At 62.9% G+C, this 14,603-nt stretch carries 16 protein-coding genes; 9 read left to right on the top strand and 7 right to left on the bottom strand.

The genetic code is table 11. The features are described 5' to 3' along the window. Positions 1-86 precede the first annotated feature (86 nt). The gene (locus tag NEI07_RS03990) at positions 87-677 is read left to right on the top strand and encodes a DUF3501 family protein (protein WP_256032876.1); all 591 of its coding nucleotides are present in this window, start codon (positions 87-89) and stop codon (positions 675-677) included. Between the two features lie 39 nt (positions 678-716). Here the strand turns inward: NEI07_RS03990 and NEI07_RS03985 are convergent, their stop codons facing one another. Further along, positions 717-1,250 (bottom strand): hypothetical protein, encoded by a 534-nt coding sequence (locus tag NEI07_RS03985; RefSeq protein WP_256032875.1) that lies wholly within the window; start codon positions 1,248-1,250, stop codon positions 717-719. After that, complete coding sequence (locus NEI07_RS03980) at positions 1,243-3,039, bottom strand: family 1 glycosylhydrolase (RefSeq protein WP_256032874.1); 1,797 nt, start codon at positions 3,037-3,039, stop codon at positions 1,243-1,245. The genes NEI07_RS03985 and NEI07_RS03980 overlap by 8 nt, the downstream gene beginning before the upstream one ends. A gap of 202 nt (positions 3,040-3,241) precedes the next feature. On the opposite strand from NEI07_RS03980, the gene NEI07_RS03975 reads away from it, so the two are divergent. After that, complete coding sequence (locus tag NEI07_RS03975) at positions 3,242-4,825, top strand: peptide chain release factor 3 (RefSeq protein WP_256032873.1); 1,584 nt, start codon at positions 3,242-3,244, stop codon at positions 4,823-4,825. A gap of 28 nt (positions 4,826-4,853) precedes the next feature. On the opposite strand, the gene NEI07_RS03970 is transcribed toward NEI07_RS03975, so the two are convergent. Together NEI07_RS03970 and NEI07_RS03965 are read right to left on the bottom strand one after the other, a co-directional pair. Then, on the bottom strand, positions 4,854-5,207 hold the full coding sequence (locus NEI07_RS03970; RefSeq protein WP_256032872.1) for a hypothetical protein: 354 nt from the start codon (positions 5,205-5,207) through the stop codon (positions 4,854-4,856). 420 nt (positions 5,208-5,627) lie between these two features. Further along, positions 5,628-6,464, bottom strand: a complete 837-nt coding sequence (locus NEI07_RS03965) for an intradiol ring-cleavage dioxygenase (protein WP_256032871.1) — start codon at positions 6,462-6,464, stop codon at positions 5,628-5,630. A gap of 552 nt (positions 6,465-7,016) precedes the next feature. Here NEI07_RS03965 and NEI07_RS19695 point away from each other — a divergent pair. Next, entirely contained in the window at positions 7,017-7,646 is a 630-nt protein-coding gene (locus NEI07_RS19695) for an SH3 domain-containing protein (RefSeq protein ID WP_407659845.1), read from the top strand. A 174-nt stretch (positions 7,647-7,820) separates the two neighbouring features. Here the strand turns inward: NEI07_RS19695 and NEI07_RS03960 are convergent, their stop codons facing one another. Genes NEI07_RS03960 through NEI07_RS03950 form a run of 3 tightly spaced genes read right to left on the bottom strand, consistent with a single transcriptional unit; the run spans position 7,821 to position 9,292 of the window. Beyond that, entirely contained in the window at positions 7,821-7,964 is a 144-nt protein-coding gene (locus tag NEI07_RS03960; RefSeq protein ID WP_256032870.1) for a hypothetical protein, read from the bottom strand. Positions 7,965-8,013: 49 nt separating this feature from the next. Next, positions 8,014-8,661 (bottom strand): TetR/AcrR family transcriptional regulator, encoded by a 648-nt coding sequence (locus tag NEI07_RS03955; protein WP_256032869.1) that lies wholly within the window; start codon positions 8,659-8,661, stop codon positions 8,014-8,016. Positions 8,662-8,671: 10 nt separating this feature from the next. Further along, complete coding sequence (locus NEI07_RS03950) at positions 8,672-9,292, bottom strand: hypothetical protein (RefSeq protein WP_256032868.1); 621 nt, start codon at positions 9,290-9,292, stop codon at positions 8,672-8,674. Between the two features lie 409 nt (positions 9,293-9,701). Between NEI07_RS03950 and glyA the strand changes: the two genes are divergently transcribed. The 6 genes from glyA to nusB all read left to right on the top strand — a co-directional run bounded on the left by glyA (position 9,702) and on the right by nusB (position 14,561). Further along, on the top strand, positions 9,702-10,976 hold the full coding sequence (glyA, locus tag NEI07_RS03945) for a serine hydroxymethyltransferase (RefSeq protein ID WP_256032867.1): 1,275 nt from the start codon (positions 9,702-9,704) through the stop codon (positions 10,974-10,976). A gap of 93 nt (positions 10,977-11,069) precedes the next feature. Continuing rightward, positions 11,070-11,570, top strand: a complete 501-nt coding sequence (gene nrdR / locus NEI07_RS03940; RefSeq protein ID WP_256032863.1) for a transcriptional regulator NrdR — start codon at positions 11,070-11,072, stop codon at positions 11,568-11,570. Continuing rightward, positions 11,567-12,697, top strand: coding sequence for a bifunctional diaminohydroxyphosphoribosylaminopyrimidine deaminase/5-amino-6-(5-phosphoribosylamino)uracil reductase RibD (gene ribD, locus NEI07_RS03935; protein WP_256032862.1), 1,131 nt, complete (start codon positions 11,567-11,569; stop codon positions 12,695-12,697). Before nrdR ends, ribD begins: the two co-directional genes overlap by 4 nt. After that, the gene (locus NEI07_RS03930) at positions 12,697-13,299 is read left to right on the top strand and encodes a riboflavin synthase (RefSeq protein ID WP_256032860.1); all 603 of its coding nucleotides are present in this window, start codon (positions 12,697-12,699) and stop codon (positions 13,297-13,299) included. Before ribD ends, NEI07_RS03930 begins: the two co-directional genes overlap by 1 nt. A gap of 330 nt (positions 13,300-13,629) precedes the next feature. After that, on the top strand, positions 13,630-14,112 hold the full coding sequence (gene ribH, locus NEI07_RS03925) for a 6,7-dimethyl-8-ribityllumazine synthase (RefSeq protein WP_256032859.1): 483 nt from the start codon (positions 13,630-13,632) through the stop codon (positions 14,110-14,112). Next, on the top strand, positions 14,109-14,561 hold the full coding sequence (gene nusB / locus NEI07_RS03920) for a transcription antitermination factor NusB (protein ID WP_256032858.1): 453 nt from the start codon (positions 14,109-14,111) through the stop codon (positions 14,559-14,561). Before ribH ends, nusB begins: the two co-directional genes overlap by 4 nt. The last annotated feature ends 42 nt before the right edge of the window (positions 14,562-14,603 follow it).

The following is a 14,603-nucleotide window of genomic DNA, read 5'->3' as shown; positions in this document are numbered from 1 at the left end:
CGTTTTCGTTGTAGTCACCCCACCCCGAAGCGCTTCGCGCTTCGACTCTCCCCCTCAAGGGGAGTGTGTTAGATGCGAGGCGCCTCATGACAGATCGTCACCAACTCACCGCCGCCGATATTCTGCCCTGGGCGGAATACGCCAAGGATCGAGCGGAACATCGCAAGCGCCTCACCGCGATCAAGCGCAACCGCCGGGTCGAGGTCGGCCCCTACGTCACCTTCTACTTCGAGAGTTTCGACACGATGTGGCTGCAGGTGCAGGAGATGCTGCACATCGAAAAAGGCGGCGATGCGCAGGTCGCCGATGAGCTTGCGGCCTATAATCCGCTGATACCCAAAGGCAAGGAACTCGTCGCGACGTTCATGATCGAGATCGACGACGCGCTGCGGCGGGCGCGCGTATTATCGCAACTCGGCGGCGTGGAGGAGACGGCCTCCATCGAAGTCGGCGGCGAGCGCGTCGTCGGCAAGGCCGAGCAGGATCAGGATCGCACCACGGCTGAAGGCAAGGCCAGCAGCGTGCAATTCGTGCACTTTCCCTTTACGGAGGCGCAGATTGCGGCGTTCAGGGAGCCGAACACGCGCGTGATTTTGGGCCTGTCGCATCCCAACTACAGCCATATGGCCGTCTTGTCGGAAGCGACGCGCGCATCGCTCGCGGAGGATTTCAAGTAGTTTCGATAACCTGCGCGCTCTGCGCGAATGTCGATCGACTCACCTTTCAGAAAGACTGCGCTTCAAATGTGGGTCGGCGGCCGCTTGCGGACCTGTCGACTCTGAGCGCTGCGCTGGCTCCTCGTCGAGTCTCAGCAGAAACCGTCGGTGGATGAGCGGAAACGCGACGCCGAGCGTCAGGCCCCAAGCCAACAGCCCGAGGAAAAGTCCCATCGCCGGATAACCGCGCATGACCGGTTGCTCAGGGAGCCACTGCAGCAGCGGCGTCGCCGCCAACATCCACAGCAGGTAGCCGAAGGAGAGACCGAAGAGCCAGCCGCCGCGCGGGTCGTTGGCGGCTCTGCGAAACAGCCAGCCATAGAGCAGGCCGCCGACCAGCATAAGGGCGATATAGGCCTGCGCCGCTAAGGTGGTCGAGACGTTGGCTGCTTTTGCCAACGCGTCGAGCGCGCCGAATGCATACAACACAGCGATCGCCGGAATGTCGGCTGGCAGGCTCGCAAAAAGGCCGGCCAAGAGGGGCCTCTGCGTGGGGCCGGCGTCCAGTCCATGCGCACGCAGCATGCTAAGCATGACGCCGCCTCGCGTCAGAGCGTTGGCAGTGGTCTATGACCGCTTCGATCGGAGGCGTGTCGCGCATCTCCGCAGAGAAAAGCCTGATGAGATAGCGATAGGCCTGCCCGACGGGACGAGGATCGCGATTGAGATCGAAAAGCCCAACCGGATTGACATTGCCAAGAGGCTCGCGAAGCGCGATGTCCCAGTCTACCTGGTCGGTGAGCGAGTACCAGGTGAAGCCGACGATCGGGACGCCGCTTCGGCGCATGAGTTGCACATTGTGCCACTGCCGCCAGAGCCAGCGTGGTGCTTCGCGCGCGTCCAGACAGTTGGTTTCGGTATGCATCATCGGGCGCTGATAGCGACGGTAATATTGCTCCACGATAACATGCCAACCGAATAATTCGCCGAGCGCCTGGACATGGCCCTCGGAGTCGACGAGCTTCTCGTTCCACTCGTAATAGTCGACGCCCAGAATGGCGCGCTTCCCGACGTCCTGTCGCATGAACCAGGCATATTCCTCAGGCGGCATGCCATGTTTGTAGAGATAGTCGCGCATATCTTCGCGCACCGGATGGGCGTAAAGCAGATCGAGAGCGAGAAAGCGGCGCTGGTTCTCGAAGTCGGCTATTTTGCAAAGGTTCGGATCCGGACAGCAGGACTGAAAGAACTCGCCGCTCTCGCTGTTCACAAAGATCGCGTCGGGCCGCTCAGTCGCAATGGCGCGCATCATGAGCACATTGGCCTTGGCGAGGTGACGGACGGCGGTGACGAAGGCGCGTTCGTCATGCGCTTGCTCGTTCCACAATCCTAAAAGCGCGCTGAGTTTCGCGCAGACGTACATTTCATTGACCGGCGTGTAAAAGCGCACCCAGTCATAACGCTGGGCGAAAGCCCGGGCGTAATCGGCGAGCGCATGCGGCGTCTCCGGATTCTGGAAGTTTTCGAGCCAGTTCGGCAGGCCAAAATGGCAAAGATCCATGATCGGAACGATCCCCAACCGTCGCATCTCGGCGGCGACCTCGTCGAGAAAATCCCAGTCGTAGCGCCCCCTGTGCGGGTTGGTCAGATGCAGCGGCGGCCCATAGCGGAGATAGCGAATGCCCAATCGACGGACGAGTTCGAGATCTTTGCGCCAGTGCCGATAGTGGCTGCAGGCGGCCATCTCATCCATGCGCCAGCGTCCGCCTCCGAGAGTCGGATAGCTGCATTCGACGCCCGTTGCGAACATGAACCTGTCCACAGCGGGATCATCGGGGTGGTTTGTGGGAAGGGTCGCTTTGCGGCGCCGCGCGGATCGGAGAGCTGGCTGTCTATCGGCAGGGTAACCGACCGGCCGGACATAGAGGAGGCCCAGCGTGGCGCCCCAGATCACATGCTCAACCGCTATGGAGATCGGCCCGCTTACGCCTCCAGCTAAGCCAAAGAGGCCAGAGGGGGGCGGTTCGCGGCTGACGGCGAGCGGATTCATAAGCTCGAACTGCGGGCCCATGATGACGATCGCCAGAACCATCGGGATGAGCGCAAACACAACGCCCTGAAACACGGGCCGAAGGGGCAGGGTCGACCAGAAAAAATAGGCGTAGAACACGGCGAAGATCGCCCCGACCGTCAGATGCAGCGCCATGCCGACCGACCAGGACGCCAATCCGCTGGCGTAGGGCTGCGCGAGAGCGCCGAGCGTGCCGACGATGTCAAAAACTGGCGCTCCCGCCAGGATCAGTAGCCGCGCCACGATCTCCAGGGCGACCGCTCCCGCCATGCCGGCGAAGACCGCCTTACCGTATGCGACTCGGCGGATCATCTCGTTTGTTCCTCGGGCGGGCGATCTGAACCTGCGGTCCTGATCGTGCGCTCCGTGAGGACAACCCGGCCCGACGCGTGAAGTTCCTGATTGCGGAAGATGATTGGCGCTCAGCGAAGCCTGAGGCAGGACGAGCCTGGTATTGCAGTCTCAGTCCCTTGCCGGTAAGGCCTGCGTGAATTCCTTTGGAAATCGAGCCCACTTGCATACCCCAGCCAACGATCCCGTTTCCCGTCGCCGCACCTTTGCGATCATCTCGCATCCTGACGCCGGCAAAACGACGCTCACCGAAAAGCTGCTGCTGTTCGGCGGCGCGATCCAGCTTGCCGGCGCTGTCAAGGCCAAGCGCAACGCACAGCAGACGCGCTCGGACTGGATGAGCATCGAGCGCGAGCGCGGAATCTCGGTCGTCACCTCGGTGATGACCTTCGAATACGGCGGTTGCGTCTTCAATTTGCTCGATACGCCAGGCCACGAGGACTTTTCGGAAGACACCTACCGCACGCTGTCCGCCGTCGATGCCGCGGTGATGGTGATCGACGCCGCCAAAGGCATCGAGGCGCGCACGCGCAAGCTCTTTGAAGTCTGCCGCCTGCGCGACATTCCGATCGTCACTTTCATCAACAAGCTCGACCGCGAAGCGCGCGATCCTTTCGATCTCATCGACGAAATCGAGAAGACTCTCGCGCTCGACGCGACGCCGATCACTTGGCCGATCGGCTCGGGCAGAAGCTTTGCCGGCACCTACCGCTTCGCGACGAAGACCGTGCGGCGGATCGACGAGGACGCCGAGCTGCTGCAAACGAGCGGCCTCGATGATCCGCTCTTCGACACGCTCCTGCCGGGCGGCGCGGATGCATGGCGTGAGGAGGCGATGCTCGCCGAAGAAGGCAACAAGCCTTTCGATCTTTCGGCCTTCCGCGAGGGCCATCTGACGCCCGTCTTCTTCGGCAGCGCGCTGCGCAACTTTGGCGTCCGCGATCTGATCGACGCCATGGCGGAATATGCGCCGAGCCCGCGCGCACAGGAGGCGGACAAGCGTTTGGTGGAGGCGAAGGAGCCGAAGATGACCGGCTTCGTCTTCAAGATCCAGGCGAATATGGACCCCAACCATCGCGACCGCATCGCCTTTATGCGCGTCTGCTCGGGCCGGCTCACGCGCGGCATGAAGGCGAAGCTCATCCGCACGGGCAAGAATATTCCGATCAATGCGCCGCAATTCTTCTTCGCGCGCGACCGCTCGATCGCCGACGAAGCATACGCCGGCGACGTTGTGGGTCTGCCCAATCACGGGCAACTGCGCATCGGCGACACGCTGACCGAGGGCGAGGAGATCGTCTTTCGCGGCGTGCCGAGCTTCGCGCCGGAAATCCTGCGCCGCATTCTCATCGGCGACGCCATGAAGGCCAAGAAGCTGCGCGAAGCCTTACAGCAGCTTGCGGAAGAGGGCGTCGTGCAGGTCTTCACGCCGCATGACGGCTCGGGCGCGATCGTCGGCGTCGTCGGCGCGTTGCAGCTCGACGTGCTGGCGACGCGGCTCGAGGCTGAATATGGGCTGCAGACGCGCTATGAACAGCCGCGTTTCACCGTCTGTCGCTGGATCGGCTCGGACGAGCCGGCGAAGCTGAAGAGCTTCATCGATGCAAATGGCTCCAGCATCGCCGACGATCTCGACGGCGCGCCGGTGTTCATGAGCTCGTCGGCGTTCCAGCTCAACTATGACGCCGAGCGCAATCCGGCGATCACATTTTCCGATGTGAAGGACTATCAGAAGCGCGCGGCGTAGGCCGTCAACGGCAGCGCGAAAGACTCGCTCACCTGCAGTAATCGATCGCAAAGACGTCGTTGGTGAAGGCGCCTGAATAGAGAATCTGCTGGGGAGACGACGTTATCAGCGTGATATGCGCGTTCAGCAGCTTGCCATAGGCCTGTATGACATATCCCCCGTTGTCTCTTGTCACGTCTTCGACGGGATAGGCGTCGGTTCGTCCATTGTCCGTTATTGCGAGCGTCGCGGTCGTTGGGGAATAGTCGACCGAGTAGGGGCGAGCATAGAGATTGTCGCCATGGCGGCAAAGCAGCGTCAGAGTCTTTGCTTGCGCGGAACCCATGAACCCGAATGCCGCTGCAACCGCAATGGACGCCGCTGCAATATGTGCTGTCGTCATCCGCGCGCATCCTTGAAGTTCAGACCTGAGGCGAGTGCGAAACATGCCCTGTTTCGCGGGCGCCGACAAGCATGCGCTCATGCGCTTCGACTGGGCCGCGGACCGTTTGCGGCTTGATGACGAAATCGGCCTCGCCACCATTGTTAACGTCTGCCCGTGCTGCGGCGATTTGCCGGGAGCTTCTGTCCCGGCGCATTCTATCTCAGATCTAACGCGCAAGGGTTGGCGGAAGGCCTATGCGCCCTCGACAAGCGCTCAGAGGGCAGCGACGAGCGCGATCGTCATCGCAATGATGAAGAGGTTCTGGGTTAGCTCCAGATATCGGGCCTCGACCAGAACCGCTTCATAATATCTGCCGTACCATAGTTTCTGGATTTCAGTCCTCGATTGCTTGGCGACAGCGATATTCGACAGGACGCGTCAGTCGATTCCCGGAACGAGCGGCGAGACCCGCTTTGGGTCGCGGAGAGGCTGCGCGCCGGACGGCGGCGGCCCAAGCCCCTCGGGGGGCATGCTCGCCGACGCCTTGGATCGGGCGGCGGGGTCGACGCCGATGACAAGCGTGACGAGGTAGCGCTGATCTTCCTCGGTGACGCTCGCGAAGGAGCCGGGTCCCGCGCCGATCGCGATGAAATCGTCCTTGTTCATCGTGTCGCGCTTGGCCGTCCGCTCCGAATAGGGACGAATCTCGCGATAGATGAATTCGCTCAGCGCGTCCGGGAAGAAGAGTTGTCCAGTCAATATGTTGGCGTCGTTAAGGAACGTCTTGAAATGGATGTGCGGCGTGCGTCCTGGATACCAGCCGGGATAGATGGACTTGAAGGTCGCGACGCCGGCGGCGTCTGCGAGCTGCGAGCCGCGCAGGAAGGATTCGCCTATCGTGCTGACGGGATGCGCGCGGTCGTCGCCTTGTCCCGGGTAGTTCGAATAGAGGCCCACCGCGTCGCAATGCCAGACGTCCACTCGTGCGCCGGCGATCGGCCGGCACGCCTGATCGACGATCTGGAGGCGCAACATGATCGGAACGCCAGTCTTGTTCTCGCGAATGTCGCAGCGAACCAGTTTTGGATCGTTGTAATAGGGGCCCTGCACCGCTTCCGGCGTCAAAAGGCACGCCCGCGCCCCAAGCAGGGGAGGCCCCAAGTCCTCGGTCGGCGTCTGAGCGAAGCTGTCGCGCGTGGTTCCTCCGGCCGTCAAAGCGGCGCCGATCATTCCCAAGAGGTCGCGCCGATCCGGCCATCTTCTTTCGTCATTCATGCCTGAGCCCGTCGTTTGAACATTTTACGTCGAAGCGGACGTCGCCCCGCTTTAGAAAATGCGTCGCTTCCAAAATTCGAATGGCCGCTCCGCATTCTCGCCCATTGTCTGGGCGGAGGACGAGTTAGGTCGCGACGAAGCACAGGGCGCCGTCGACGAGAGTCCGGCGCGACCAGGCGATGACCGAGGCGAATGTTGATGCCAGGTGGTCCCCCACTGCGAACATCCGTTTAAAACGACTGATTGAAATTCAAACGACCGTTTAAAGCGAAATTGTGGCGTCGGCGTTCGCTGTCGCCACGGCGCCCCGCCGAAACAGACTCACTAATTTTCGTTTGGGGTGAACGGGTCCGTGGAACCTTTGCGGGAACTGAGCGTTTTTTTATGCTCACGCTCAAGGAGGATGGTCATGCATAGAGCAAGGGTATCGTTTTTAACTGTTCTGTTTCTGATGGGGAGCGCCTTTTCGGTCGCGGAGGCGCAATCTTCACGCGGATCTTCGGCGGTTAACGCGCTGGCTCAACAATACTCGGTGAGACCAGAGAAAGCCGCATGTTTTGGTTGGGGTCCGTTTTGTCCGCCAGGATTGGTGCGCAGATGCGGCCCTTGGCGTTGTTGGTGTGGTCCCTGCTTTTGATTGACAGGGATGAACCAAGATGGATCTCAATCATGTATCTGGAGAGAAAATACATGCGAGCGGCGCTCTCAGTTTTGCTGGCCGTCCTCTTACTGGGCCTTGAGCTTTTCACCATCGGTTCCGTTTCGGCAAATCCTTTCGGCGGCGCGGTGAGCGTTCACTCGGGCCCAGGACCGAAATGGCCGGTGATCGGAGACCTGCACGCAGGGGAAGAGGTTTCGGTTTCGGACTGCGTCAGGGGGTGGGGTCAGCACGACTGGTGCAAAGTCAGCTCTGCCGGGATCGAGGGCTTCGTTCACGAAGGTGCGCTCGCCCCGTCGGGAGATCGCATTTTTGTCGCGCCCGTGGTTACGGTCGCGCCCGCCAGCCTGAGAAAGAGGCCGGGCTCGGGTTCTGCCGTGGTGGCAACAATCCCGGCGTCAACCCAAGTGCATGTCGCACACTGTACTCATGGCTGGCTCCGCGGCTGGTGCAAAGTTCATTTGGACGGGAGGACCGGTTTCGTCAGATCCGAATCCCTCCACCGCGGCGTCGCCGCCCAATGAGCTTGCCCCGTTCGGGGCCAGCAAAATATCCGTAGGTGAGAATTCGCGGACCGGACTGGCGCGTGGGGAGGACCGATCCCTGCGCGTCCCCGGCGCGCCTGCACAACGCCTTATGGGTTATTGTCGCTACGCCTTTCGCCGCGGCGGCGATTTTCCGTCGCCGCGGCAATAGGTTCAAGCGCCCTTGATCAAAGCCAAGAAGGCCCCGACGAGCGCCACGGTCGCGGCGAGAATGAGGACGTTTGCGGAGAACTCCAAAGCCTTTTGGGCCTCGGTCAGGACTGCGGAGAAGTAATTGCTGTGCAGCAGAGCTGTCATGTTTGTTCCCTAAGACGCACCGCGAGCGGACGGGAGCGATTGGTCAGGTTTAAACTCTGGCGAGTCCGCGCAGACTTAAGCCCGCCAGCGTGTCGACGAGCCGCTCGAGCGCGTCTTCGTCGAATTTGAGCGAGAAGGGCGGCTGCGCCAGCCGCTCCGCGTCTCGCACGAAGAACATCGGCTGCTGGGCAAGCCACAGCGTCGCGAATGTGACGGTCTCCGCAGAGGCGTCTTGCGGCAGGAAACGTCGTACGACCCCTTCCGCCAAATGAAAGATGCGGGGCGGCGAATTTGCGATGAAGGCGCTGAAGACCTCACTCGGCTGCACGCTTTCCCAGGCGAAGATGCGCAGAAAGCGGCTGACGCGATCGCGCTTGACCAGCGGCAACAGAAATTGATGGAGATAGCGCCGCAGCGCGTCTTCCGGGGAAAGCGAGTCGAGTTCCTCGGCGTCCAGGAACGCATTCTCCTCGAAAGCCCGCGTCGCCGCCATCAGAACTTCACGATAAAGGCCGTCTTTTCCGCCGAAGTGGTAATTGACGGCGGCTTGATTGGCCATCGCCCGCTGGGTGATGAGCCGCACCGAGCCGCCGCCATATCCATATTCGGCGAAAACCGATGTCGCAGCCTTGATGAGCGCCGCGCGTGTCGTCTCCGTCGAGCGAGAGGCGACGCGCGCCTGATCTAGATTACTCAAGGCGCCATCCTCAAAAAGGATATATGTTGATCAAGCTCGACACCGCGCCGGTGAGCGACGCCGCGCTGGCCCACGCCTTCTGGCCGAGCGGAGCCAACTTAAATGGGAGCCCTGTCGGGTCGAGTTTGGCCAAGAAACTCCGTTCCGGCTGGTCCGCGCTATCGCCCATTGGCTGGGCGACGACCGGTTCGGCGTTGTTGGTCGGGGGCGCCAACCGCGACGACTCGACAGGGTTTCTCTTTTCCGGAGACTGCCTGCGCAAATCGACGACTTTCGTCGGCTTTGCAATCGTCGTCTCCGACTTCTCAGCGACCAACGCGTTTGGCAGATCATATTGGGTCGCCCAACCGGCGATGCGCGCCTGCGGATAGACGGCCAAGAGCGCCGGCGCCGCGCTTTTGCGTTCGACGGGCGGCGCGCGCTCAGTATCCGCAGTCTCGATGCGGTCGATGATTTTGCCGCTCACCGGATCGGTAGTGAAAGCGATCTTGCTTAGCGCGTCCGCGCTCTTCCATTGCGGAGGAAGGGAGGCGACGAGCCAGGTCGCGACGAAGCAGACCGCAGCATTGGTGAGCAGCCCGCGCGACTTGGCGCTCAGCGCGGCAATTTTTGTTTCCAGGTGATGGTTCATGACGAACCTCCGTTTAAAACGACTGATTGAAATTCAAACGCGCGTTTGAAGCGGAATTATGGCGCCGGTCGGCGCCGCGGCTTTGCGCCCATCGGGTCGAGGCCGACATGCGTCATTTTGGCGCTTGATGAAACGAAGGCGCTGGCGAGCGAAGCGGTCCCGCCGCCAAAGCGGATTTCGCTGGCGCTGGCGCAAAAGATCGCCTTTACAAAGGAAAGGCGACTGGTGAAAGCCGGCGCGAGACTTGATTTGGCCTCAGCCCGCGACCGCGGCCGCTCTTCCCGTCGCGGCTTCGCCGTGATAAGCGACCCCTCTCACGATGCGCGTCCTAAGGACCGGCTTCGCCGATTAAGACCGGGAGCCGGTTTTTGCTTTCGTTCAGCGCCGTTAGGCATAGAGGTCTATTCCAATGAGCCAATCCGGTTTCTTCACCGCCTCCCTCAGCGCTTCCGATCCGGAAATCGCAAAGGCGATCGAACTCGAACTCGGCCGCCAGAGGCACGAGATCGAGCTGATCGCCTCGGAGAACATTGTCTCCAAGGCGGTGCTGGAGGCCCAGGGCTCGGTTCTCACCAACAAATACGCCGAGGGCTATCCCGGAAAGCGCTATTACGGCGGCTGCCAATTTGTCGACATCGCCGAGAATCTCGCGATCGACCGCGCCAAGAAGCTGTTCGACTGCGGATTCGCCAATGTTCAGCCGAACTCCGGCTCGCAGGCCAATCAGTCGGTGTTCCTCGCGCTTCTTCAGCCGGGCGACGTCTTCATGGGGCTGGATCTCGCCGCCGGCGGTCATCTGACGCATGGGTCGCCGGTCAATGTCTCCGGGCGCTGGTTCAAGCCGGTGAGCTATACGGTGCGCAAGGACGATCAGCGCATCGACATGGAGCAGGTCGCCGCGCTGGCCAAGGAGCATAAGCCGAAGCTCATCATCGCGGGCGGCTCCGGCTATTCCCGCATCTGGGACTTCGAAGGCTTCCGCAAGATCGCCGACAGCGTCGGGGCCTATTTCATGGTGGACATGGCGCATTTCGCTGGCCTAGTCGCCGCCGGGCTGCATCCCTCGCCTTTCCCGCATGCGCATGTCGTCACCACCACGACGCATAAGACGCTGCGCGGTCCGCGCGGCGGCATGGTGCTGACCAATGACGAGGACCTCGCCAAGAAGATCAACTCGGCGGTGTTCCCGGGCCTGCAGGGGGGTCCGCTGATGCATGTCATCGCCGGAAAGGCCGTGGCGTTTGGCGAGGCGCTCACCCCGCAGTTCAAGACCTATCAGCAGCAGGTCAAGGACAATGCGCAAACGCTGGCGCAGACGCTCGTCGACGCCGGTCTTGCGATCGTTTCGGGCGGCACCGACAACCATCTCATGCTCGTCGATCTGCGTCCCAAGAAGATCACCGGCAAGGCGGCCGAGGCCGCGCTGGGCCGCGCCCACATCACTTGCAACAAGAACGGCATTCCCTTCGATCCGGAAAAGCCCTTCGTCACCTCCGGCATTCGTCTCGGCTCGCCGGCGGCGACCTCGCGCGGCTTCCGCCAGAACGAGTTCAAAGAGGTCGGGCAGATGATCGTCGAGGTGCTCGACGGCCTCTCCTCGAAGGGCGAGGAAGGCAACGCCGCGACGGAAGCGGCGGTGAAGGAAAAGGTTCACGCGCTGACCGCGAAGTTCCCGATCTACTAGTAATCGGCTCCCTTCTCTCGCTTGCGGGAGAAGGGAGCCCCCGACCCCGCGCTGCGGGGCCGCCTCTCCGAGCGAGAGGAAAAGGCGCCCAACATGCGCTGTCCCTATTGCGGCTCCGTCGACACGCAGGTGAAGGACTCCCGTCCTGCCGAGGACTCGTCCTGCATTCGGCGTCGCCGCGTCTGTCCGACCTGCGGCGGCCGCTTCACGACCTTTGAGCGCGTGCAGCTGCGCGAAATCATCGTCGTCAAGAAGTCGGGTCGCCGGGCGCCGTTCAATCGCGACAAGCTGACGCGCTCGGTTGAGATCGCCTTGCGCAAGCGTCCGGTCGAAGCGGACCGCGTCGAGCAGATGATTTCCGGAATCGTTCGTCAGCTCGAAAGCCTCGGCGAAGTCGAGGTGGAAAGCCAGCACATCGGCGAATTGGTGATCGAGGGGCTGAGATCGCTTGACCCCGTGGCCTATGTGCGCTTCGCCTCGGTGTATCGCGACTTCCGCGAGGTTCGCGACTTCTCAGCGGTGATCGACGAATTGGAGAGTGGCGGCGACGGCGCGGCTTTTGCGCCGGACGCCGACGACCCAGAGAAGGCATGACGATACACGAAGCCTTTCCGCAGACCGCGACCGACGACGCCTATATGGCGGCGGCGCTCGCGCTCGGCCGGCGCAATTTGGGCCGGACCGCGCCGAATCCCGCGGTGGGCGCGTTGCTCGTGCGCGACGGCGTCGTTATCGCCCGCGGCTGGACCGCGCCGGGTGGGCGCCCGCATGCGGAGGCGATCGCCATGGCTGCGGCGGGCGAGGCTGCGCGCGGCGCGACGCTTTACGTCACGTTGGAGCCCTGCGCGCATCATGGGGCGACGCCGCCTTGCGTCGACTCCCTCATCGCCGGCGGCGTCGCGCGCGTCGTCACCGCCCTTGAGGACCCGGACCCGCGCGTATCCGGCGACGGCTTCGCCCGACTGCGCCAAGCGGGAATTGAGGTCGTCGTTGGTCCGGGCGCCGCCGCCGCGCGCGCCGATCACCTCGGGCATATTCTGCGCGTCACCCGTCGCCGGCCGATGATCACGCTGAAACTGGCGCGGACGGCGGACGGCTACGCCGCTGGCGCAGCGCATGATCCGCGCCTGCACATCACCGGACCTATCGCCGACGCCTTCACGCATGTGCAGCGATCGCTGCATGACGCGATCATGGTCGGCGGCGGCACGGCGCGCGACGACGATCCGCTGATGACCGTGCGCCTGCCCGGAATGCAACAACATAAGCCGCTCCGCGTCGTGCTCGACGAGAAGCTGTCGCTGTCGCCGCGATCGCGCCTCGCGTCGACGGCGCACGAAACGCCTCTGCTCGTGATTGCTGGAGCGGACGTCGCCGATGAAGCGGCCAAAGCGTTTGAAAACGCCACCGGCGCAGAAGTTGTCCGCATCGCGACGCGGGAAGGCCATATTGATCTTGTGAGCGCGCTCAGACTTCTCGCCGATCGGGGCGTCACCCGCGTCTTCAGCGAAGGCGGACCGCGCGTCGCCGAAAGTCTGCTCGCCGCGGATCTTGCCGACGAAGTCATCCTGCACACCGCGGTCAAGCCGCTCGGGAGGGCAGGGCGTCCCGCGCTAACCCCTGCGGCGCGCGCCGCCCTCGATGACGACTCGCGATACCGTCTGATCGAAACGCGCGCGCTCGGCGCCGACGCCATGACCCGATACGCGCGGGTCGACTGATGTTCACCGGCATCGTCACCGATGTGGGCGAAGTCGTAGCGATGACGCCGCGCGGCGAACTGCGCCGCCTGCGCATCGCTTGTTCATACGATGCCGACGGCATCGCTCTGGGCGCCTCCATCGCCTGCTCGGGCGTGTGCCTGACGGTCGTCGCCGTCGCGCGCGAGGGCGCGCGAACGATCTTCGAGATCGACGCCGCCGCCGAGACGCTCGCCGTCACGACGGTCGGAACATGGGCCTGCGGAACGCGCATCAATCTCGAACGCGCGTTGAAGATCGGCGACGAACTTGGCGGCCATATCGTCACCGGTCATGTCGATGGCGTCGCGCGCATCATCTCGCGCGATGACTTTGACGACATGTCCAGATTCTGGGTCGAGGCGCCGCGAACTCTGTCGCGTTTCGTCGCCAAGAAAGGCTCCGTGGCGCTCGACGGCGTTTCGCTCACGGTGAACGAGGTCGAGGAGAATCGCTTTTCGGTGCTGCTCATTCCGCATACGCTGAGCGTTACGACGCTCGGCGCGCGCAGGGCAGGGGATGCAGTCAATATCGAAGTCGATCTGATGGCGCGCTACGCAGCGCGGCTGAGCGAAGCGGGTTAGCCTGAGTTTGGCGCGAGGATGTGTATAACGGCCATACCGGCTGACAGAGCGCCGCGCGTGTGACATAACGCGCCCCAGAAATTGGTTCGCGGATTCCCTCTCCCATAGGGGGAGGGTGGCCCGGCCAAAGGGCGTCTGTAAGGACGCCCGTCGTAAACGACGGGCTTTTGGCCGGGTCGGGTGAGGGGTTTGCGCCTCAGCGATAATGCGTTCGCTGCGGCGGCGCGTCCCGCACCTTTGCAATTGAGAACGCTAACCTTCGCTTGGCTGCTTCGCAGCCCAACTCTCTCCCGGCGGGAGAGGGTTGCGTGCACTCATGGAGTCGCCTGAATGGCTGGTTTTGCACCCGACGACGCTGACGTCGCGCCCGTGCCGGGCGCGCATATTCTCGTCGTCACGACGAAGTTCAATGGCGAGATCGTCGCGCTGCTGCGTGAAGGCGCACTTGACGCGCTGCGCGCGCTTCAGGCGCAGGCGACGGTGGTCGAAGTTCCCGGCGCGCTGGAGATCGCCACAGCGGCCGCGATCGCGCTGGATGACGCCGAGCTAGCCGGCGCGCCCTATGATGGAGTCGTTGCGCTCGGCTGCGTCATTCGCGGCGAGACCTATCATTTCGAACTCGTCGCCAATGAAAGCACGCGCGCGCTGATGAATCTTTCCGTCTCGCGCCGCCTGCCGCTCGGCAACGGCGTGCTCACTGTGGAGAATGAGGCGCAGGCGATCGTGCGCGCCGATCCCAAGCAGGGCGACAAGGGCGCTGACGCGGCGCGCGCGGCGCTCGCGCTCGTGCGGCTCAAACGGGGCGTCGTATGAGCGTCGATCAACGCTCGGCGTCGCGTCTGGCGATCGTGCAAGCGCTTTATCAAATGGAAGTCGCCGGCAAAGGACTCAATGAGATTTTCGCCGAGTTCGAGTCTCACTGGATCGGGCGTGAGATCGAAGGCGCGCAATATAAGCCGGCGGACGCCGCCTTTTTTCGCGACGTGCTGCAAGGAATCCTGACTGATCAGGTCGCGATCGACCGGCAGATTGATCGCGCGCTGTCCGGCGGCTGGCCGCTGGCGCGATTGGAGTCGGTCATGCGCGCCGCCCTGCGCGCAGGCGTCTATGAACTGCGGTCGCGCAAGGACGTTCCGGCGCGCGTCGTCATCAAGGAATATGTCGACGTCGCCGGCGCCTTTTTCGGGCCGACCGAGTCGGGAATGGTGAACGCCGTGCTCGACAGGATCGCGCATGAGGAGCGCGCCGAAGAGTTGAGTTGACAGGAACGGAGCCTCCGGCTTCCTCCTCCTTCGAGACGCGTG

Origin of the sequence: Methylocystis suflitae (genome assembly GCF_024448135.1) — a bacterium.
Taxonomy (GTDB): Bacteria; Pseudomonadota; Alphaproteobacteria; order Rhizobiales; family Beijerinckiaceae; genus Methylocystis; species Methylocystis suflitae.
The sequence above is the reverse complement of the archived record's forward strand: the minus strand, read 5'-3'. Positions and strand labels throughout refer to the sequence as shown.